Below are 18,914 nucleotides of genomic sequence, written 5' to 3' on the forward strand. Positions count from 1 at the left end.
TGGATAATCATCCATGGGCGCAAGATGACGAGCCGTGGTTGCAGGGGGACATCCGGCCTGATCTCGATCACTGGATGCTGGGGGTGGAGCGTTCGGGGTCGGCCGTGCGTCGCCCGCCACCTGATCCCCACCGCTCGCGCGTCGGAGGGCGTACGAGCGGACTCAGGTCGTCGGCGTGCCGATCCTCAGACGATTGCCGTCCGGGTCGCGGAGCTCGATCTCGCGCGCCCAGGGAGCCTCCTCCACCTTCGCCCCGAACTCGGCGGCGATCGCGTCCACGTCCCGCACCCGCAGGTACACCAGGGTGTCCGGCCCGGCATCGCCGGTGTGCTCGGACAGGAAGAGGCGCACCGAACCGCGGCCGACCTCGACGAAGGCGGGGAAACCGGGTTCGAAGCGGTGCTCCCACTCCAGTGTGAAGCCCAGTCGCTCGTACCAGCGGACGGCCGCGGCGGCGTCGGTCACGCGAAGGATCGGGATGACCGCCTCGGCCCCGGCGCTCATCCCTGGCTCCAGCTTCCGCAGACGGCGTTCGGGACCAGGTCGAGCTGTTCGAGGAAGCACCGGAGCAGGCCGTCGGTGTTGTCCCCGCACCCGGAGTCCGCCCAGACCTGGAAACCGTTGTTGAGCGTGGCGTAGAAGACCGCCGCCACCAGGGCGGGCCGGTGGTCGGCCGGGTCCACCCCGGCGCGTTCGGCGATGACGCGCGCGAGACGGGACTGGCGGCGGGCGCAGTAGCGCATGTTCACCTCGATGAGCTCGGGGCTCCGCGAGATGAAGTTGGCCGCGCTCCCCTGGAGGTGCAGCTCCTCGCGCTCCAGCACCTCCCAGTGATCGCGCATGGCGTTGCGCAGCGCGCGGAAGGGCGGCTCGTCGGCGGGACGCTCGCGCACGAAGGCGCAGAGAAGCTCGTCGACCTCCTCGATCGCCTCCAGGACCACGTTCTCCTTGGAGGCGAAGTACCGGAAGAACGTCCGCTGGGAGACCCCCGCGCTGGTGGCGATCTCCTCCGTGGTGGTCGCCTCGTACCCCTTCTCGTGGAAGAGGCGCAGCCCGGACTCGATGAGGGTGTCGCGCAGCTCGGCCTTCTTGCGCTCGCGCAGTCCGACGTTCTCGGGGCTCGTCGTACTCATGGACGTGCCTCCACTCCCGGGTGAGACGCCTGCTTCCTGTCCCTGGAGGATACACGCGCGCCGAAGTGATGTCAGTCACTGACAAATGTCAGCGATTGTCAAATGTCAGCGACTGCCATAATCTTCCCTGGTACGGGGACGCACGACCGAGGACGAGGACACGGGGCACATGACCACGCAGGCCGAACAGAGCCCGAGAGACCCGCAGCACCCGCCGAGCGGGCAGACACCGACCGCCCGGCCCCGCTTCACCGAGAGCCCCTGGGCCACCCTCGTCGCGATCGCCTTCGGCGTCATGATGGTCGCCCTCGACGGCACCATCGTGGCCGTGGCCAACCCCGCGATCGGCGCCAGTCTGGGGGCCTCCCTGGCCGAGCTCCAGTGGGTCACCCACGGCTACCTGCTCGGACTCGCGGTCTTCCTCATCACGGCGGGCAAGATCGGTGACCGCTTCGGCTACCGGAACACCTACCTCGTCGGCGTCGTCGGCTTCGTGCTCTCCTCGGTGGCGATCGCCCTGTCGTCCGGTGTCATCATGCTCATCGGATTCCGGATCGTCCAGGGAGTTTTCGGCGCCCTCCTGCTCCCCTCCGCGATGGGGCTCCTGCGGGCCGGCTTCCCTCCCTCCAAGCTCGGCCGGGCCTTCGGGGTCTTCGGCAGCCTGATCGGCGCGGCCACCGCCGGAGGCCCGATCCTCGGCGGTGTCCTGGTCGGCGCGTTCAGCTGGGAGGCCGTGTTCTACATCAACGTGCCCGTCGGGGCGGTCGCGATCGGGCTGGGCCTGTGGCTCCTGGCCGCCAACCGGCCCACCGACGCGGGCAGCCGCATGGACGTGCCCGGCATCGTCCTGGTGAGCGTCGCGATCTTCGCCCTCGTCTGGGCCCTGGTCGAGGCCCCGAGCATCGGCTGGGCGCACCCGGTCACCCTGGTCTCGCTGGGGGCCGCGGTCCTCTTCGGCGCGGCCTTCCTCATCTGGGAGCGGCGCCCGGAACAGCCGCTCGTCCCGCTCGCGCTCTTCGCCCACCCCTCGCTCTCGATCGGCGTGGTGCTGACCGTGGCGATGGCGCTGGGCCTGATGGGCTCGCTGTTCTTCATCACCTTCTACCTCCAGGGCGTGCGCGGCCTGAGCCCCGCCCAGACCGGGCTCCAGCTCATCTCCATGACCGCGATGATGGCGATCACCTCGCCCATCGCCGGGCGGCTCCTGGACCGGGTGGGCGCACGCCTTCCCACCACCGTCGGCCTGCTGTCGTCCTCGGCGGGGATGTTCCTGCTCTCCCGGCTGGAAACCGACACCGGCGTGCCCTACGTCTCGCTCGCGTTCGTGCTGTTGGGCGTGGGTCTGAGCCTGGTCATGACGGGCGCCACCGCCGCGATCATCGGGAACGCCCCGGTGCGCTACGCGGGGGTGGCCTCGGCGCTCCAGCAGGCCGCCATGCAGCTGGGCGGCTCGCTGGGGACGGCCGTGCTGGGCGCGGTCATGTCCGCGACCATCGTCTCCACGCTGCCCGGACACTACGCGGCCGCTGGAGTGGCCGAGCCCTCCGCCGACGAGCTGTCCGCCATGCAGAGCACCGTCGCCCAGGGCGGCGCGGTCGTTCCGGAGGGCGCGGACGCGGGCGTGACCGCAGCGATCACGGAGGCGAGCAACCTCGCCTTCCTCGACGGTCTGCACCTGGCCTTCGGGATCGCCGCCGTCGTGATGCTGGTGGCGGCGGGGCTGTCCCTGTTCATGCGCGCGGGGAGGATGACGGACGGCCCCGTGGTGCACATCTGACCCGCGCGATGTCACGAACGAGGGCCCTGGTGGCGCGCCCACCAGGGCCCTCCCGTGTTCACCGGCCGTCGCGGCTCAGGTCGTGTAGTCGGCGTTGATCCTGATGTAGCCCTCGGTCAGGTCGCAGCCGTACACCGTGAACGCGCCCTCGGCGATCCCCAGGTCGACGCTGATCACCACCTCGTCACCCTTCATGTGCAGGGCGGCCCGCTCCAGGGTCTCCTCCGTGGCCCGGCGGGGGAAGGTCTCCACGTCCCCGAAGACGATCCGCACGTTCTCCGGGTGCACGTCGGTCTCGTCCGAGCACTTGCCCACGGCCATCGCGACCCGGCCCCAGTTCGGGTCGGCGCCGTGCACCGCGGTCTTCACCAGCGGCGAGTTCACCACGGCCTTGCCGATCCGTTTCGCCTGGGCGTCGTCGCGCGCACCGGTGACCCGGACCTCGATCAGCTTGCCCGCGCCCTCGCCGTCGGAGGCGATCATCCGGACCAGGTCCAGGGCCACCTCGTACAGGGCGGACTCGAACGCGTCGACGTCCACCGGACCGGCGAGCCCGTTCGCGAAGATCGCGGCGGAGTCGCTGGTGGAGGTGTCGGTGTCGATGCTCAGGGCGTTGAAGGTCCGGTCCACCACACGCCGGAACACCGCGTCCAGGACCGGCTGGTCCACCTCCGCGTCGGTGAAGAACCAGGTCAGCATGGTGGCCATGTTGGGTTCGATCATGCCGACACCCTTGGCGATGCCGGTGAGGGTGGCGTCGCCGACCTTCGCGGTGGCGACCTTGGGGTGGGTGTCGGTGGTCATCATGGCCGCCGCCGAGCGGTCCAGGTCGGCCGGGGGGAACTCGGCGGGGAGGTCGGCGAGGTAGGAGCGCACCCGGTCCATGGGGTAGGGGCGTCCGATGACCCCCGTGGAGGCGATGAGGATCTGGTCGGGGTCGACCCCGGCGGCGCGGGCCACCCCGTCCCGCACCTCGCGCGCGTCGGCCGTGCCGATCTGGCCGGTGGCCACGTTGGCGTTGCGCGCGATCACGGTGACGCCCCTGGCCCGGCCGTCGGCGGCGGCCTCGCGGCTGATGCGGACGCTCGGCCCGGCGAACCGCGACTGGGTGAACACGGCGGAGACCGCCGCGGGGACCTCGGAGACGACCGTGAAGAAGTCGTCGTCGGGGTCCTTGATCCCGATGTTTCCGGCCACGCCGACGAAACCGGCGGGAACGGGGGTCTTGCTGCTCATCGTCCTCCTCGGAACTGCGTGTGCGCCAGCCTACTTCGCCGGACCCGCGCCACAGGAGGCCGGAGCCGGGCCGGAGCGGCACCCGGGCCGCGCCACGCCAGAACGGCGCGGTTACGGCCATGACCTGCGGGGGTTTCGTACTGTTCGGAGACGGCACGGGTGTGACAAGCCGGAGTGAACGGGGTATCCGCCGAGAAGTGGGGGAGACCGCTCGGGGGGAGGCGTGTTGTGCGTGATGGTGACTGGCTCACGGAGACTGGGGCGCGAATCCGTGGCGTCCTGAAGGTGATGGTGGACGCGGACTGGTTGCCGGGCGGGGCCGCCGTGGTCGGCACCGGCGGTATGTGGGAGTTCGTGGCGGTGGGCAGGACCAGCGGAGATCACGACACCGCGCCCGACGTCTCCTACGACGTCGCGAGCCTGACGAAGGTGATGGCGACCTGGCCGCTCGTCGGCAGGGCGATCGCCGAGGGGGTTTTGGACATCAACGCCCCCATGTCCGAATACTTTCCCGGGGAGGACCTTCCCGGGGCCTGGGTGACGACCAGGCAGATCCTCACGCACACGAGCCGGCTCAACCCCGTCGCGTGGATGGAGCGGTACGTCGGCACCGGCCAGGACCTGGCCGAGGCGATCCTCTCGGACCCGCTGGAGGAGCCCGGGTACGAGTACATCGACCGGGGTTTCATCCTGCTCGGCCTGCTCCTGGAACGCCTGTACGGCGCCAGCCTGGACCGGCTCGCCGACGACCTGTGGACCGATCTCGGCCTGCGCTCCACGGCCTACGGTCCGCTGGGGAGGTCCCCGGAGGTGGCGCCGACCGAGCGCAGGCTCGTCGGGGCGGCCCCCGCGTGGGGTGTGGTGCACGACGAGGCCGCGGCCCTGATGGGCGGTGTCGCCGGGCACGCGGGGGTGTTCAGCACCGCGATCGACCTGGGCGCCTTCGCCCGGGAGATGCTGCGGTTGCACGACGGCGAGTCCGGGGCGATCCCCGCGTCGTTCGTACGGGAGAGCTGGTCACCTCAGGTCGACGCGGGGGCGCGGTTGTCGCGGGGGCTGGCTTGGTTGGTCACCCCGGAGGGCGTGGTCTACCACAACGGGTTCACCGGGACGAGCCTGTTCCTGCACCCGCAGAGCGGGCGCTACGTGGGTGTGCTGACCAACGCGGTGCACTACGGGCGCGACCGGACCGGTCTGGTGGACCTGCGTTCGGCCGCGCGCTCGGCGCTCACGCCCCAAGCCCACGAATCGTCTCCGTGAGGTGGTCGAGCAGCGCGACCAGGCCTTCGGGCCCTTCGACGACGAGGTCGGCGCGGTCGGCGACCTCGGTCACCTCGTCGGAGGAGGAGCACACGGTGAGTCCGGGGACCCCGCGCGCGCGAAGGTCGGCCACGGCGGCGAAGGCGGGCAGGTCGCCGAGGTCGTCGCCGGCGTAGAGGACGCTCCGGGCCGCCCTCTCCTCCACCAGGGAGGTGAGGGCCCCACCCTTGTCCACACCCTGTGGACGGAGCTCGATCACCCTGCGCCCGGGCTCCACCCTGAGACCCGCGCGCTCGGCCAGCGCCGCGAGCGGAGCGGCCAACAGGTCCAGGGCCGCGTCGGGGTCGGCCGCGCGGCGCGTGTGCACGGCCAGCGACCGCCCCTTGTCCTCGATCCAGGTGCCCTCCGGGGCGCCGGAGGACTCCACCAGGGAGGGGAGCTCGGCCCTGACCAGGGCGACACCGGGCGGAGGATCGGCGGCCAGCACCCGGCCGTCCGACCAGCGCTCCGCGCCGTAGTGGCCGAGCACGACGATCCCGGGCACCTCGTCCAACCCGCCGAGCCGTACGGCGGTGGCGGCGGGACGACCGGTGACCACCGCGACGGTGCCCAACCGGGAGGCCAGGGCCGTCAGGGCGGCCACGATCCCGGGTTGCGGGGCGGAGTCACGGGGGTCGGCGACGATGGGCGCCAGGGTTCCGTCGAAGTCGAAGGCGGCCAGCGCCCGGGAGGGGGCGCGGACCAGGGCGTCGAGCGCGGCGCGCCCCGACTCGGTGGTCGGCGCGGTCGGACCGTCTGCTGGGGACGAGGGCATGCGGGGACCTTGTCACTGTCGGGTGCGGTGCTCCGTGGTGGCACCGGGCGCGTGCGCTCCCGGTGACGTCGACTCCTCGTCTACCCGTTCCGGGCGTGTCCCACCCGAGGGGGCGGCTCCGCGACCCTCGCGCGCGGCCCGGCGGTGCGCACTAGAGATGGATGCCCAACTGCCGGGCGTTGCGTTGGCGTCTGCGGTCGGCGCGCAGGCGGCGCAGGCGTTTGACGGTCATCGGGTCGAAGGCGAGCGCCTCGGGGCGCTCCACCAGACCGTTGAGGAGCTGGTAGTAACGGGTCGCGGAGAACCCGAACTCGTCTCGGATCGCCTGTTCCTTGGAGCCCTCGAACTTCCACCACTGGCGTTCGAAGGCGAGGATGCGCTGTTCGCGCTCGGCGAGGGCCGACTGACCGTCGTCGGACGGACCGATATTCGGCATGGGACACCCCCTGGACGGGTAATTGGTTTGTCCGGATCGGCGCGACTCATGCTAGCGACTCGACATGCCGGATGAGGAGCGGAAGACCCAGGACTGGCACCAGGGATACAGTTACGTCTCCTACCCCCCAGGCCACTTGTCCAAGCCTGAATCCTGTGCACATGACAGAATCGCGAGGGTCCGGGGAGGGCCCGGCGCAGCACCGACCGCAACGTTCGAGGGAGCCAGACGTGCTCGGGGGCAACAGCCGTAGCAGGACACACCAGCGCCACGTTGTGAGCGCCACGGCGGGGGCCTGCGCGGCGCTCGCCGTACTGGGACTGACGGCGGTTCCAGCCGCCGCCGACGACGTCCCCGACTTCCGACCGGACCAGTGGAGCCTGGCCTCCATCGGGGCCCAGGAAGCCTGGGAGACCAGCCAGGGGCAGGGCGTCACCGTGGCCCTCCCGGGGGTCTCCGTCGACGAGGAACACCCCGACCTCAGGGACAACCTGGTGGTCGACACCGAGTTCGGGGGCAACGGCGGCGACACCGACCTGGGCACGGCCATGGGGGCCCTGGCCGTCGGGCACGGGCACGGCATGGACGCGGACGGCGGTGTACTGGGCGTGGCCCCGGCGGCGCGTCTGCTGGTCCTGCCCACCGGCACCGACTCCTCGGGTTCCGGCTCGGCCGACACCGGGGACGCCGACGCCACGGCGGGAACGGAGTCACCCGGCGCCGACGCCACCGCGGCGGCCGCCGACTCCGCCGACCTCGCCGACGTCATCGGCTACGCCGTCGAGCAGGGGGCACAGGTCGTCCTGCTGCCCACCGAGGTCGACCAGGACGAGGACCTCCAGGCCGCCACCGCGTCGGCCACCCGCAGCGGCACCCTGGTCGTCGCCCCGGCGGGCGGCGAGGACGACCCCAACGTCCTCGCGGTGGGCGGTGTGACCGAGGAGGGGACGCTCCTGCCCGACTCCCCGCCCGCCTCGGCGATCGGGCTCCTCGCGCCCGGCGCGGAGCTGTCCACCGCCGGGCCCGACATGGGCCAGGTCGACGTGACCGGAACGCCCTACGCGGCGGCGGTGGCCGCGGGCGCGGCGGCCCTGCTCAACTCCGAGTACCCGCAGCTCGGCTCCGAGCAGCTCCGCGCCGCGCTGGTGGAGGGGGCGCAGCAGGGGACCGAGGGACTGTCCTCCCTCTACCTGCCCGCCGCCGTCGAACAGGCCTCCGGCGAGGCCCAGGACATTCCGCTCGTCGACGACGACCTGGTGCAGGACGACTCACCGACCGTCCCGGTGTGGATGTGGTTCGCGCTCGTCGGCGTGGTACTGGCGCTGATCGTCATCCTGCTGGTGCTGTGGGTGCGCCGGAGCACCAAGGACCCCTACGGGGTGGAGGCCGAACGGCGCGAGGAGGACCAGCGCCTCGCGGCCGAGCGGGCCGAACAGGCCAAGGCGGAGGAGCGCCCCTCCCGGAGGAAGAAGGGCGGGCGCCGCCGCAAGACGTAGCCGTCGAGACCTCCGCCGGGCCGTCGCGGCCCCGTGGTGAGGCGCCGGACCCGTGGGGGAGGGCCGTGGCAGACCGGGCGAAAGTCCCGTGACGCCACGGCTTCTCGTTGGTTAGGGTGCGTGCGGAACCACCCCGCCCCCCGGGGGACTCGAGTCGAGTCCCCGGGTCGGCGGGCGCCTCGTTCCGGTACACACCCTGACTCGGCACACACCTCGACGGCGGGAGCCACCATGGTCCGAACACACGACGGTAGCGCGGGCGACGCGGACTACGGGGTCATCTCCCGCACGTACACGGACCACCGTCAACCGGAACCGAGGATCGCCGCGCTGGTGCACGCGGCCCTGGGCGGTGCCCGGACGGTGCTCAACGTCGGTGCCGGGGCCGGGTCCTACGAACCCTCCGCCCTTGACGTCACGCCGGTGGAGCCCTCGTCCAGCATGCGCGCCAGACGCCCCGCGCACCTGGCCCCGGCGGTCGACGGCACCGCGGAGTCGCTTCCCTTCCCCGACGGCTCCTTCGACGCCGCCATGACCACCTTCAGCGTCCACCAGTGGTCCGACACGGCCCGCGGACTCGCCGAGGTCCGCCGGGTCACCACCGGGCCCGTGGCGGTGCTGACCTGCGATCCGGCCCTGGTGCGCGACTTCTGGCTGTACGACTACTGCCCCGAGGTCCTGGACACCGAGGCCCGGCGCTACCCGGCGCCGTCGGCCCTCGCGGAGGGGCTGGGCGGGACGACCACGGTCACCCGCGTGCCGATCCCGCTCGACTGCTCGGACGGGTTCAACGAGGCCTACTACGGACGCCCCGAGCTGTTGCTCGACCCCGGTGCCCGCCAGGCCTGCTCCGCCTGGAGCTTCGTCGACGAGGACGCGCACGCCCGCTTCCACGAGCACCTCACCCGCGACCTGCGCGACGGCACGTGGGACGCGCGCCACGGACACCTCCGCGAACTCCCCGAATGGGAGGGCTCACTCGTCCTGGTGGTCTCCACTCCGGACGGGCCCAGCGCGGTGTGACCGTCGCGTTCGGTCAGGGCGTTCCGACGTTCGGTGACGCACGAATGCGCGTGCATATGTAAGGCACGCGGAAAGCCTTGACGCGGGTGCGACGGGAGACAAGGCTTTGTGGAATGTCGCCCCTCGAAACGCCCTCTCTGCCCTCCCGAGGAGATAAGCGGGTCGTGTCCGACCCGATGGCACGCAATCTGGTCAACGGTCGCGTGCGCCTCTCCGACCCCGACCCGAAGTGGCCCTACCTGTTCCGCCAGGAGGAGTCCCGCATCCGGGGAGCCCTCGGCGACCGCGTACTGACCCTGGAACACGTCGGCTCCACCTCGGTGCCCGGCCTGGCCGCCAAACCGTGCGTGGACCTGGTCATGACGGTCGCCGACTCCGCCGACGAGTCCGCCTACCTCCCCGACCTGGAGAGGGTCGGGTACGCGCTGGTCATCGCGGAACCCGACTGGTTCGAGCACCGGGTGCTCAAGGGGCCCAACGTCAACCTCAACCTCCACGTGTTCGGCGCGGGGTGCGAGGAGGTCGACCGGATGCGGCTCTTCCGCGACTACCTCGCGGCGGACGCCGGGGCGCGCGAACGCTACACCGCCGTCAAACGCGAGCTGTCCGAGCGCACCTGGAAGCGCATCCAGGACTACGCCGACGCCAAGTCCGACATCGTCACGGAGCTCCTGGCCGAGGCCGAGGCATGGCGCGCGCGAACCCCGGGCCAGGGCTGAGACCCGCCCCGGGCGCGCCCGCGTGAGCCCCGGCGGTGCCGACCCGACACCGCCGGACGGCGTGGACACGGCGCGCCGACCGGCGGCCCGTCCCCCGCGACCACGTCCTGACCGATGACCACCGCCCGACCGGTCCTGAACCCACCGGGGCGGTGCCGGGCACCGATCCGCTTCGGGGCCCGGCCCGGTTCCGTCAGGGCGCGTCGTCCCGTCCCGGGCACGGGTGCCCCCGGCGTCCCCGCCTGCTCAGGCGCCGCCCACGCGCAGGGACCGCAGCTGCTCCTGGAACCACCGGCGCGGAGGCAGCGCCACGGCCGCCTCGGCCAGCCGCTCCCGGCGCTCCTTGCGTTCCGGAGCGGGCATCGACAGCGCCCGGTGCAGCGCCTCCGCGGTCTCCACCGTGTCGTAGGGGTTGACCAGCAGGGCGTCCGCACCCAGCTCGTCCGCCGCGCCCGCCTCACGTGAGAGCACCAGGACCGAGTCCCGCTCGGACAGGACCGGGCCCTCCTTGGCGACCAGGTTCATGCCGTCCCGGATCGGGTTCACCAGGAGCACGTCCGCGATCTGGAACGACGCCAGCGATCGCGGGTAGTCGTCGTTGACCTCCAGCACCAGCGGGGTCCACTCCGGCGTCGCGAACTCCTCGTTGATCTCCCTCGCGGTCCGCAGCACCGCGTCGGTGTACTCCCGGTACTCGGGTACGTCGCCCCGGCTGGGGTAGGCGAAGGCCAGGTGGGTGACGCGGCCGCGCCACTCCGGGTGCGCCGTGAGCAGCTCACGGTACGCCTCCAACCCGCGCACGATGTTCTTGGAGAGCTCGGTGCGGTCGACCCGGACGATGAGCCGGGTGTCGCCCACCGCCTCGCCCAGAGTCCGCCTGCGGTCGGCCACGGCGGGATCGGACGCGCTCTCCCGCAGGCCGGTCTCGTCGGCGCCCAGCGCGTGCACGCCCACCTGGACGACCCGGCCGCCGTGCTCCACGGTGCCCCGTTCGAGGTCGACGTCGGCGCGCAGGACCTCGGCGCAGCAGCGCAGGAACGCGTTCGCCCACCGCGGGCTGTGGAACCCCAGCCGGTCGGCGCCGAGCATCCCCTCCAGCAGTTCCCGGGCCACCTGGTCGGGCAGCATGCGGAAGTACTCCGGCGGGGCCCAGGGCGTGTGCGAGAAGTGCGCGATGCGCAGGTCGGGGCGGCGTGCCCGCAGGATGCGCGGCACCAGCGCCAGGTGGTAGTCCTGCACGGCTACGCGCGCGTTCTCGGCGGCGCCGCCCACGAGGGCCTCGGCGAAGGCGTTGTTGTAGGCGGTGTAGTCCTCCCACAGGCGTCGGAACTCCGAGCCGAAGGAGGGCGAGTTCGGGGTGTCGTAGAGCAGGTGCTGCACGAACCACAGGGTCGAGTTGGCCACCCCGGTGTAGGCGCCGGAGAAGGTTGTCTCAGGGAGTTCCAGCATGTGGACGCGCATGCCGTCGAGGTCGTGCGCGCGGTCCAGTCGGGCCCCGGGTGCCTCGGCGGCCGCCCGGCGGTCGGCGTCGGACAGGGCGGCGCACACCCAGAGCCCGTCGATCTCGGAGGCCACGGAGATCATTCCCGAGACCAGGCCGCCCCCGCCCCGACGGTGCTCCAGGGAGCCGTCGTCGGCGGTGGAGAAGGAGACCGGCCCCCTGTTGGAGGCGATGAGGATCTCGGCCTTGTCCACTGGTCGTCCTCTCGACGAAGGATGGGTCGTGGTTCACGCTCCCCCTAGGTCTCGCCTGGAGCCGGTGACCCCAAACCCCCTCGGGGGCAACGGTGGACACCGTCACACCCGTGGAGGAGCCGCCGTTCGCACCCCCGGAACGCACCGGCTTCCCGCCCCTGGCGGACACTTCCGTCTCACCATGTGGGAGAAGTTGTGTAATCCGGATCACCCGGCGTGGAAAACGGGTCGCATCCTCGGTTACAGTGACGGTGCGTTCTCGAAGGAGAACCGCCACAACTTCATATTGCTCATCCAGAGGGGTGGAGGGACCGGCCCTGCGAAGCCCCGGCAACCATCTCGACATGTGGAACCGCGATCACCGCGACCCGTCGAGACAGGTGCCAACTCCGGCCTGGGGTCAAGGTGGCCACCAGGAAAGATGAGGGGAGACGCCTCGCCATGGCGATTGCCGCCGCCGAACCCACCTCCGTCCGCGCCTTCGGCCCGGGAACCGCGCTGTCCTGTCGGGAGTGCGGGGAGCGCTACGAACTCTCGCCGATCTTCGCCTGCCAGTTCTGCTTCGGCCCCCTGGAGATCGCCTACGACTTCGGGACCGTCACCCGCGAGCAGATCGAGAGCGGCCCCAAGAACATCTGGCGCTACCGCTCCCTCCTCCCGGTCCCCGACAACGTGGCCGACCTGCCCAACATGAACCCCGGCCTCACCCCCCTCGTCAGGGCCGACCGCCTCGCCGCCGAACTCGGCCTGCGCTCCCTGTACGTCAAGGACGACTCGGCCAACCCCACGCACTCCTTCAAGGACCGGGTCGTCGCGATCGCCGTCGAGGCCGCCCGCACCTTCGGCTTCACCACGCTCTCGTGCTCCTCCACCGGCAACCTCGCCGGTGCGGTGGGCGCCGCCGCCGCGCGCGCCGGGTTCGACTCGTGCGTGTTCATCCCCGCCGGTCTGGAGGAGGGCAAGGTCGTGATGGCCGCCGTGTACGGCGGGAAGGTCGTGGCCATCGACGGCAACTACGACGACGTCAACCGCTTCTGCTCCGAGCTCATCGGCGACGAGGCCGGGGAGAGCTGGGGCTTCACCAACGTCAACCTGCGGCCCTACTACGCCGAGGGCTCCAAGACGCTGGCCTACGAGATCGCCGAGCAGCTCGGCTGGCGCCTGCCCGAGCAGATCGTCATCCCGATCGCGTCCGGCTCCCAGCTCACCAAGATCGACAAGGGCTTCCAGGAGCTGATCCGGGTCGGCCTGGTCGAGGACCGCCCGTACAAGGTGTTCGGGGCGCAGGCCACCGGTTGCTCGCCGGTCGCCCGCGCGTGGGCCGAGGGGCACGACGTCATCCAGCCGGTCAAGCCGGACACGATCGCCAAGTCGCTGGCGATCGGCAACCCCGCCGACGGCCCGTACGTGCTGGACATCGCCACCCGCACCGGCGGTTCGATCGAGCACGTCGGCGACGACGAGATCGTCGACGCCATCAAGCTGCTGGCCCGCACGGAGGGCATCTTCGCGGAGACCGCAGGCGGCGTGACCACCGGAGTCCTGCGCAAGCTGGTGCGCGAGGGCACGCTCGACCCCGAGGCGGAGACGGTCATCGTCAACACGGGTGACGGGCTCAAGACCCTCAACGCCGTCGACTCGGGCGTCACCGCCACGATCAAGCCGTCCCTGGAGGCCTTCAAGGCCGAGGGCCTGGCCTGATCCCCGGGCTCGCGCCCGCACCCACCACCCCGCGCAGCACCCACGTCCCAGGAGTACGAACACCATGAGCGTCAGCGTCCGCGTGCCAACCATCCTGCGCACCTACACCAACGACGTGTCGGAGGTGACCGCCGAGGGCGGCACCCTGGCCGAGGTCCTCGACGACCTGGAGGCCAACCACCCGGGCATCCGCGCCCGCGTGCTCGACGACAACGGCAAGGTCCGCCGCTTCGTCAACGTCTACGTCGGTGACGAGGACGTCCGCTTCGACCAGGGCCTCCAGACCGAGGTCCGGGACGGCCAGCAGATCTCGATCATCCCGGCCGTCGCCGGGGGCTGCTGACCCCGAGGCACCACACGGACGGGGCGGGCGCCGGAGGGCGCCCGCCCCGTCCGTGTGCCCGTCCCCTCGTAACCTGGGAGGAGGACTCTTCCGGGGATGAGGGTGGCGATGTCGGCGACGCGGTTGTTGGTGCTCGGTGTGGTGCGCATTCACGGGCGGGCGCACGGGTACCGGGTGGGCCGTGAACTCATGGGGTGGGGTGTCGAGGAGTGGGCCAACGTGAAGTGGGGGTCCCTCTACCACGCTCTGCGCAAACTCTCCGAACAGGGCAAGCTCCGTGAGTTCGTGGCCGAGGGGGAGGCGTCCGGCCGGACCTCCTACGAGGTCACCGAGGACGGTGAGGCCGAGTTCCACCGGCTCCTGCGCAAGGCGCTGAGTTCGACCGAGGACGAGGCCCTGCTGTGCGCCGGTGTCACCCTGATGATCGCGCTGACCCGCGCTGAGGCGATCGGCCTGTTGCGGCAGAGGTTGGCACGGTTGGAGGAGGACGAGGCCGAGCTGCGCGCGTCGATGGACCTGCCCGACTCCGAGTGGGGCAAGCCCCCACACGTGCGCGAGCTGTTCCGGTTCTGGTCGTACTCGCTCGACTCGGGCACGGCATGGACCCGGCAGCTGATCTCCTCCCTTGAGGCGGGGAGGTACGTCATGGCCGACGACGGACCCGACGACGGTCCCCGGCGGCTGGGACCGCTCCCGGTCTGAGCTGCCCGAGACCCCTGCCCGCTGCGGCGCTGCCCCGCACCGGGTCCCCTTCTGGGACCCACGCCCATGTATTCAAACTTGAACATCCCTTCGGGGTGGTGCATCATGTCCCCGTATTCAAGTTTTAATACGGAGGGATCGATGATCCGCACACAGGAGCTGACCCGGCACTTCCGGATCGGCAAGGAGACCGTCGAAGCCGTGCGCGGCGTCGACATCGAGGTGGCCGAGGGCGAGGCCGTCGCGCTCCTCGGACCCAACGGCGCGGGTAAATCCACCACCCTGCGCATGCTCACCACGCTTCTCGAACCCACGTCCGGGAGCGCCACCGTCGCCGGGCGCGACGTGCGCGCCGAACCCGCCGAGGTGCGCCGCCGGATCGGGTTCGTCGGGCAGGGCCACGGCGCCGGGGAGGACCAGCGGGTCCGCGACGACCTCCGCACCCAGGGCCTCCTGTACGGCCTGGACCGCCGCGCCGCGGGACGTCGATCGGACGCCCTGCTGGAGATGCTCGACCTCACCCCCGCCGCCGAGCGCGAGGTCGCCAACCTCTCCGGCGGTCAACGGCGCCGACTCGACATCGCCATGGGCCTGGTCCACCACCCAGATCTGCTCTTCCTGGACGAACCCTCCGCGGGTCTGGACCCCCACAGCCGGGCCAACCTGTGGGAACACGTCGCACGGCTGCGCGCGGAGTTCGGCACGACGATCGTGCTCACCACCCACTACCTGGACGAGGCCGACTCCGCGGCAGAACGGGTCCTGGTCATCGACCACGGCCGCGTGATCGCCGACGGCACGCCGGAGGAACTCAAGGGGCGCGTCTCCGGCGACCTGGTCGGGCTCGCCCTCGCCGACGAGGACCAGGCCCGCGCGGCCGTGGGCGTGGCCGAGCGGATCGCCCCGAACGGCGACGCCGGGGTCCATGACGGACCCGGGGCCCAGCACGAGGTGCGGTTCAGGGTGGAACACGGAGACGCGGTGCTCCCCGAACTGCTGCGCGCCCTCGACGCCGCGGGCCTCGACGTGCGTGCCGTCCAGGTGCAGCGGCCCACCCTGGACGACGTGTTCCTGACCCTGACCGGCCGCAGTCTGCGCGAGGAGGACCAGTGACCGCCGTCGACCGGACCGCGACCGTGCCCGATGCGCCGACACGGGCGGCCGGAGGATTCGCGGGGGTGCTGCGCGACACCGGGACCGTCCTCGCGCGCCAGGCGCGACCCGTCCTGGGGCGGCCGTTCATGATCGTCTTCGGAATGCTCCAGCCACTGCTGTACCTGGTGCTGTTCGCGCCACTGCTCACCGGGTTGGCGGGGGCCGAGGGCGAGAACCCGTGGCAGTGGTTCGTGCCCGGCCTGTTGGTGATGCTGGCCCTCTTCACCGCCGGGTTCGCCGGGTTCGGCCTGTTGCCGGAGCTGTCCTCGGGTGAATTCGAGCGGATGCTGGTCACCCCGGTCAGCCGGGTGGCGCTCCTGCTCGGCCGGGTCCTGGGCGATCTCGCGACCATGCTGGTCCAGATGGCGCTCATCCTCGTGCTGGTGCTGCCGTTCGGATTCCGAACCACCGTGCCCGGCGCACTCGCGGGATTCGCCCTGCTCGCCGTGCTGGGGATCGGGCTGGCCACACTGTCGTACCTGGCCGCGATGGTCGCCAAGCACACCTACGTGTTCGCCCCGATCGTCCAGACCGTGATGGTGCCCCTCATGCTCCTCTCGGGTCTGCTCCTGCCGATGGAGCTGGCCCCGGGGTGGCTGTACACGCTGTCGCGGTTCAACCCGGTGGCGCATGTGGTGGACGCCGCCCGGGTGCTCTTCGACGGCGGTCCGTGGGACGGCACGGTCCTGCTCGGTTGGGCGATGGCGCTCGGACTGGCGTGCGTAGCGTTGGCCGTGGGCGCACGCTCGATGCGCCGCCTCAACGGCTGAACGGGCGGACCCCTGGTCACCGGGCCGGTGACCGCCCGGCCACCGGTTCCTCCGGGGGTCCGTCCTCTGTTCGCCGAGCGCTCAAACCCGCACGTCGGGGGATGTTTCGCCTGGTCAGTGTGGTTTCTCCGATCGTCGAAATCGTGACCACATCGTTTGCACTCTCCAGGGTCGAGTGCTAAAAAAGGGAGTGGTTAGCACTCACCTTCACCGAGTGCTAACCGGATCGAGGCTGCGAGATCGCGGACCTCCGGCAGCAGGGTTGCCGGAGCGGAAGCGGTCGTCCGTCGCGGGCGCACGCCTCGTCCCATCGCGTATCAGCCCGGTTACGGGAGGACAGAACTCAATGGCAGCCAAACTGATCGCGTTCGACGAGGAGGCCCGTCGCGGCCTCGAGCGCGGCATGAACCAGCTCGCGGACGCCGTCAAGGTCACGCTCGGCCCGAAGGGTCGCAACGTCGTCCTGGAGAAGAAGTGGGGCGCCCCCACGATCACCAACGACGGTGTCTCCATCGCCAAGGAGATCGAGCTCGAGGACCCGTGGGAGAAGATCGGGGCCGAGCTGGTCAAGGAGGTCGCCAAGAAGACGGACGACGTCGCCGGTGACGGTACGACCACCGCCACCGTCCTGGCCCAGGCGCTCGTGCGCGAGGGTCTGCGCAACGTCGCCGCCGGCGCCAACCCGATCGGCCTCAAGCGCGGCATCGAGGCCGCCGTGGCCCGCATCAACGAGGAGCTCGGCAACCTCTCGAAGGACGTCGAGACCAAGGAGCAGATCGCCTCCACCGCCTCCATCTCCGCTGGTGACACCCAGATCGGCGAGACCATCGCCGAGGCGATGGACAAGGTCGGCAAGGAAGGCGTCATCACCGTCGAGGAGGGGCAGACCTTCGGGCTCGAGCTGGAGCTCGCCGAGGGCATGCGCTTCGACAAGGGCTACATCTCGCCCTACTTCGCTACCGACCTCGAGCGCATGGAGACGGTCCTCGAGGACCCCTACATCCTCATCGTCAACTCGAAGATCTCCAACAACAACGAGTTCCTGCCCGTTGTCGAGAAGGTCCTCCAGTCCGGCCGTCCGCTGATGGTCATCGCCGAGGACGTCGCCGACGGCGCCCTCCAGACCCTCGTGGTCAACAAGATCCGCGGCACCTTCAAGTCCGTCGCCGTCAAGGCCCCGGGCTTCGGTGACCGCCGCAAGGCCCAGCTCGGCGACATCGCCGTGCTGACCGGCGGTCAGGTCATCACCGAGGAGGTCGGCCTCAAGCTCGAGAACACCGAGCTCGACCTGCTCGGCCGCGCCCGCAAGATCGTCGTCACCAAGGACGAGACCACCATCGTCGACGGTGCCGGTGACGCCACCGCCATCGCCGGTCGCGTGAACGAGATCCGCAACGAGATCGAGCGCACCGACTCCGACTACGACCGCGAGAAGCTCCAGGAGCGTCTCGCGCGCCTGGCCGGCGGCGTGGCCGTCATCAAGGCCGGTGCCGCCACCGAGGTGGAGCTCAAGGAGCGCAAGCACCGCATCGAGGACGCCGTTCGCAACGCCAAGGCCGCGGTCGAGGAGGGCATCCTGCCCGGTGGCGGCGTCGCGCTGCTCCAGGCCAGCGTCCCCGCGTTCGAGAAGCTGGACCTCGACGGTGACGAGGCCATCGGCGCCGACATCGTGCGGCGCGCCATCGCCGAGCCGCTCAAGCAGATCGCGGTCAACGCCGGTCTCGAAGGCGGCGTCGTGGCGGACAAGGTCAAGAACCTGGAGCCCGGGTTCGGCCTGAACGCCGCCAGCGGCGAGTACACCGACCTGTTCAAGGACGGCGTCATCGACCCGACCAAGGTCACCCGTTCCGCCCTGCAGAACGCGTCGTCCATCGCTGGTCTGTTCCTGACCACCGAGGCCGTCATCGCCGACAAGCCGGAGAAGGCCGCGGCTCCCGCCGGCGACCCGACCGGTGGCATGGGCGGCATGGACTTCTAGCAGGTCCGTGACACCGGGCGCGAGCCCGTAGGCGCCTGAGGTCGATACGCGACCTCGCCCGCGACGACCGGGCGGCCCCACCGGGGCCGCCCGGTTTCGCTCGTCCCGGGTCACTCCCCGGCCGCGCCCTGGGGCCGGATCGCGTCGGCCAGCGGATGCCAGCCCCGGTCACCGGGAAGGACCCGCGCCGACTCCGGCCCGTAGGAGCCCCGGGGATAGGGCTCGGGCCGCGCCGTGTCGCGCAGGAGCGGGTCCACGATCCGCCACGACTCCTCGACCACGTCGAAGCTCACGAACCGCTCGGGGTCGCCCGCCACGGCGTCGCGCAGCACGTGATCGTAGGCCTCGTGCCCCCGCCCCAACTGGCGCTCCACGTCGGCGCCGAGCACCAGTCGGGCCGCCGAGTCGCCCTCGGCCCCGGGTTCGTTGAGCAGCATCTCGAAGGTCACCCCGGACCACGGCTCCAGCTGGAACCGGACCAGGTTGGCAGGGCCCGGGTAGAGGACGGGGGCGGGGCGCCGGAGCTCGGCCACCACCTCCCACGCGGTGAGCGGCATGTTCTTGCCCGAGCGCACGTAGAACGGCACCCCCGACCAGCGGCGGTTGTCCACCCACATGCGCAGCGCGAAGAAGGTCTCCGAGGTGGAGTCGGGCCGCACCCCCTCCGTGTCCAGGT

At 71.1% G+C, this 18,914-nt stretch carries 17 protein-coding genes, 1 pseudogene and 1 riboswitch; of the genes and pseudogenes, 11 read left to right on the top strand and 7 right to left on the bottom strand.

Features of this window, described 5'->3' with window-relative positions:
• Positions 1 to 162 precede the first annotated feature (162 nt).
• Together ABZ635_RS00945 and ABZ635_RS00950 are read right to left on the bottom strand one after the other, a co-directional pair.
• Positions 163 to 504 carry a glyoxalase superfamily protein gene (locus ABZ635_RS00945; RefSeq protein WP_357756866.1) on the bottom strand — a complete coding sequence of 114 codons (342 nt, stop codon included), beginning with the start codon at positions 502 to 504 and terminating at the stop codon, positions 163 to 165.
• A complete protein-coding gene (locus ABZ635_RS00950) occupies positions 501 to 1,133 on the bottom strand; it encodes a TetR family transcriptional regulator (RefSeq protein ID WP_357756868.1) in 633 nt (210 codons plus the stop codon). The genes ABZ635_RS00945 and ABZ635_RS00950 overlap by 4 nt, the downstream gene beginning before the upstream one ends.
• Before the next feature lie 169 nt (positions 1,134 to 1,302).
• Between ABZ635_RS00950 and ABZ635_RS00955 the strand changes: the two genes are divergently transcribed.
• The gene (locus ABZ635_RS00955) at positions 1,303 to 2,910 is read left to right on the top strand and encodes an MFS transporter (RefSeq protein WP_357756871.1); all 1,608 of its coding nucleotides are present in this window, start codon (positions 1,303 to 1,305) and stop codon (positions 2,908 to 2,910) included.
• A 75-nt stretch (positions 2,911 to 2,985) separates the two neighbouring features.
• Here ABZ635_RS00955 and argJ read toward each other — a convergent pair whose 3' ends face one another.
• Complete coding sequence (gene argJ / locus ABZ635_RS00960) at positions 2,986 to 4,146, bottom strand: bifunctional glutamate N-acetyltransferase/amino-acid acetyltransferase ArgJ (RefSeq protein ID WP_357756873.1); 1,161 nt, start codon at positions 4,144 to 4,146, stop codon at positions 2,986 to 2,988.
• Between the two features lie 288 nt (positions 4,147 to 4,434).
• On the opposite strand from argJ, the gene ABZ635_RS00965 reads away from it, so the two are divergent.
• Entirely contained in the window at positions 4,435 to 5,406 is a 972-nt protein-coding gene (locus tag ABZ635_RS00965; protein ID WP_357756877.1) for a serine hydrolase domain-containing protein, read from the top strand.
• Here ABZ635_RS00965 and otsB read toward each other — a convergent pair.
• Together otsB and ABZ635_RS00975 are read right to left on the bottom strand one after the other, a co-directional pair.
• Positions 5,375 to 6,220 carry a trehalose-phosphatase gene (gene otsB, locus ABZ635_RS00970; protein WP_357756880.1) on the bottom strand — a complete coding sequence of 282 codons (846 nt, stop codon included), beginning with the start codon at positions 6,218 to 6,220 and terminating at the stop codon, positions 5,375 to 5,377. The two genes, ABZ635_RS00965 and otsB, sit on opposite strands and share 32 nt — an antisense overlap.
• A 151-nt stretch (positions 6,221 to 6,371) precedes the next feature.
• Positions 6,372 to 6,656 carry a DUF3263 domain-containing protein gene (locus ABZ635_RS00975; RefSeq protein ID WP_017544090.1) on the bottom strand — a complete coding sequence of 95 codons (285 nt, stop codon included), beginning with the start codon at positions 6,654 to 6,656 and terminating at the stop codon, positions 6,372 to 6,374.
• Positions 6,657 to 6,931: 275 nt separating this feature from the next.
• Between ABZ635_RS00975 and ABZ635_RS00980 the strand changes: the two genes are divergently transcribed.
• The 3 genes from ABZ635_RS00980 (at position 6,932) to ABZ635_RS00990 (ending at position 9,894) form a co-directional block, all read left to right on the top strand.
• Complete coding sequence (locus tag ABZ635_RS00980; protein ID WP_357756884.1) at positions 6,932 to 8,152, top strand: S8 family serine peptidase; 1,221 nt, start codon at positions 6,932 to 6,934, stop codon at positions 8,150 to 8,152.
• Positions 8,153 to 8,383: 231 nt separating this feature from the next.
• Positions 8,384 to 9,175, top strand: coding sequence for a class I SAM-dependent methyltransferase (locus tag ABZ635_RS00985; protein ID WP_357756886.1), 792 nt, complete (start codon positions 8,384 to 8,386; stop codon positions 9,173 to 9,175).
• Between the two features lie 113 nt (positions 9,176 to 9,288).
• Positions 9,289 to 9,894, top strand: coding sequence for a GrpB family protein (locus ABZ635_RS00990; RefSeq protein ID WP_357756889.1), 606 nt, complete (start codon positions 9,289 to 9,291; stop codon positions 9,892 to 9,894).
• Between the two features lie 246 nt (positions 9,895 to 10,140).
• On the opposite strand, the gene ABZ635_RS00995 is transcribed toward ABZ635_RS00990, so the two are convergent.
• The gene (locus ABZ635_RS00995; protein WP_357756891.1) at positions 10,141 to 11,589 is read right to left on the bottom strand and encodes a trehalose-6-phosphate synthase; all 1,449 of its coding nucleotides are present in this window, start codon (positions 11,587 to 11,589) and stop codon (positions 10,141 to 10,143) included.
• Between the two features lie 287 nt (positions 11,590 to 11,876).
• Positions 11,877 to 12,017, top strand: a riboswitch (SAM riboswitch).
• 13 nt (positions 12,018 to 12,030) lie between these two features.
• Here ABZ635_RS00995 and thrC point away from each other — a divergent pair.
• The 6 genes from thrC to groL all read left to right on the top strand — a co-directional run bounded on the left by thrC (position 12,031) and on the right by groL (position 18,238).
• Positions 12,031 to 13,290, top strand: a complete 1,260-nt coding sequence (gene thrC / locus ABZ635_RS01000; protein ID WP_357756894.1) for a threonine synthase — start codon at positions 12,031 to 12,033, stop codon at positions 13,288 to 13,290.
• A gap of 64 nt (positions 13,291 to 13,354) precedes the next feature.
• A complete protein-coding gene (locus ABZ635_RS01005; RefSeq protein ID WP_357756897.1) occupies positions 13,355 to 13,633 on the top strand; it encodes a ubiquitin-like small modifier protein 1 in 279 nt (92 codons plus the stop codon).
• A 108-nt stretch (positions 13,634 to 13,741) separates the two neighbouring features.
• Positions 13,742 to 14,335: a PadR family transcriptional regulator gene (locus ABZ635_RS01010; protein ID WP_357756930.1), complete on the top strand. Its 594-nt coding sequence runs from the start codon at positions 13,742 to 13,744 to the stop codon at positions 14,333 to 14,335.
• Between the two features lie 141 nt (positions 14,336 to 14,476).
• Positions 14,477 to 15,448 (top strand): ATP-binding cassette domain-containing protein, encoded by a 972-nt coding sequence (locus tag ABZ635_RS01015; protein WP_357756900.1) that lies wholly within the window; start codon positions 14,477 to 14,479, stop codon positions 15,446 to 15,448.
• Complete coding sequence (locus ABZ635_RS01020) at positions 15,445 to 16,260, top strand: ABC transporter permease (protein WP_357756903.1); 816 nt, start codon at positions 15,445 to 15,447, stop codon at positions 16,258 to 16,260. The genes ABZ635_RS01015 and ABZ635_RS01020 overlap by 4 nt, the downstream gene beginning before the upstream one ends.
• Positions 16,261 to 16,606: 346 nt before the next feature.
• Positions 16,607 to 18,238, top strand: a complete 1,632-nt coding sequence (groL, locus tag ABZ635_RS01025; protein ID WP_357756906.1) for a chaperonin GroEL — start codon at positions 16,607 to 16,609, stop codon at positions 18,236 to 18,238.
• A 110-nt stretch (positions 18,239 to 18,348) separates the two neighbouring features.
• Here groL and ABZ635_RS01030 read toward each other — a convergent pair.
• A pseudogene (locus ABZ635_RS01030) lies at positions 18,349 to 18,914 on the bottom strand (glucose-6-phosphate dehydrogenase); the annotation flags it as partial.

The sequence above is a fragment of the Nocardiopsis sp. NPDC007018 genome (assembly GCF_040635075.1).
In the GTDB taxonomy this organism is placed as follows: domain Bacteria; phylum Actinomycetota; class Actinomycetes; order Streptosporangiales; family Streptosporangiaceae; genus Nocardiopsis.

Bases quoted from the DNA above. Each gene is read 5' to 3' on its own strand.
- ABZ635_RS00985 (WP_357756886.1), top strand. From the start codon at position 8,384: ATGGTCCGAACACACGACGGTAGCGCGGGCGACGCGGACTACGGGGTC.
- thrC (WP_357756894.1), top strand. From the start codon at position 12,031: ATGGCGATTGCCGCCGCCGAACCCACCTCCGTCCGCGCCTTCGGCCCG.
- ABZ635_RS00975 (WP_017544090.1), bottom strand. From the start codon at position 6,656: ATGCCGAATATCGGTCCGTCCGACGACGGTCAGTCGGCCCTCGCCGAG.
- ABZ635_RS00945 (WP_357756866.1), bottom strand. From the start codon at position 504: ATGAGCGCCGGGGCCGAGGCGGTCATCCCGATCCTTCGCGTGACCGAC.
- groL (WP_357756906.1), top strand. From the start codon at position 16,607: ATGGCAGCCAAACTGATCGCGTTCGACGAGGAGGCCCGTCGCGGCCTC.
- ABZ635_RS00965 (WP_357756877.1), top strand. From the start codon at position 4,435: ATGGTGGACGCGGACTGGTTGCCGGGCGGGGCCGCCGTGGTCGGCACC.
- ABZ635_RS01010 (WP_357756930.1), top strand. From the start codon at position 13,742: ATGTCGGCGACGCGGTTGTTGGTGCTCGGTGTGGTGCGCATTCACGGG.
- ABZ635_RS01005 (WP_357756897.1), top strand. From the start codon at position 13,355: ATGAGCGTCAGCGTCCGCGTGCCAACCATCCTGCGCACCTACACCAAC.
- ABZ635_RS00955 (WP_357756871.1), top strand. From the start codon at position 1,303: ATGACCACGCAGGCCGAACAGAGCCCGAGAGACCCGCAGCACCCGCCG.
- ABZ635_RS00950 (WP_357756868.1), bottom strand. From the start codon at position 1,133: ATGAGTACGACGAGCCCCGAGAACGTCGGACTGCGCGAGCGCAAGAAG.
- ABZ635_RS01015 (WP_357756900.1), top strand. From the start codon at position 14,477: ATGATCCGCACACAGGAGCTGACCCGGCACTTCCGGATCGGCAAGGAG.
- ABZ635_RS00990 (WP_357756889.1), top strand. From the start codon at position 9,289: ATGTCGCCCCTCGAAACGCCCTCTCTGCCCTCCCGAGGAGATAAGCGG.
- otsB (WP_357756880.1), bottom strand. From the start codon at position 6,220: ATGCCCTCGTCCCCAGCAGACGGTCCGACCGCGCCGACCACCGAGTCG.
- argJ (WP_357756873.1), bottom strand. From the start codon at position 4,146: ATGAGCAGCAAGACCCCCGTTCCCGCCGGTTTCGTCGGCGTGGCCGGA.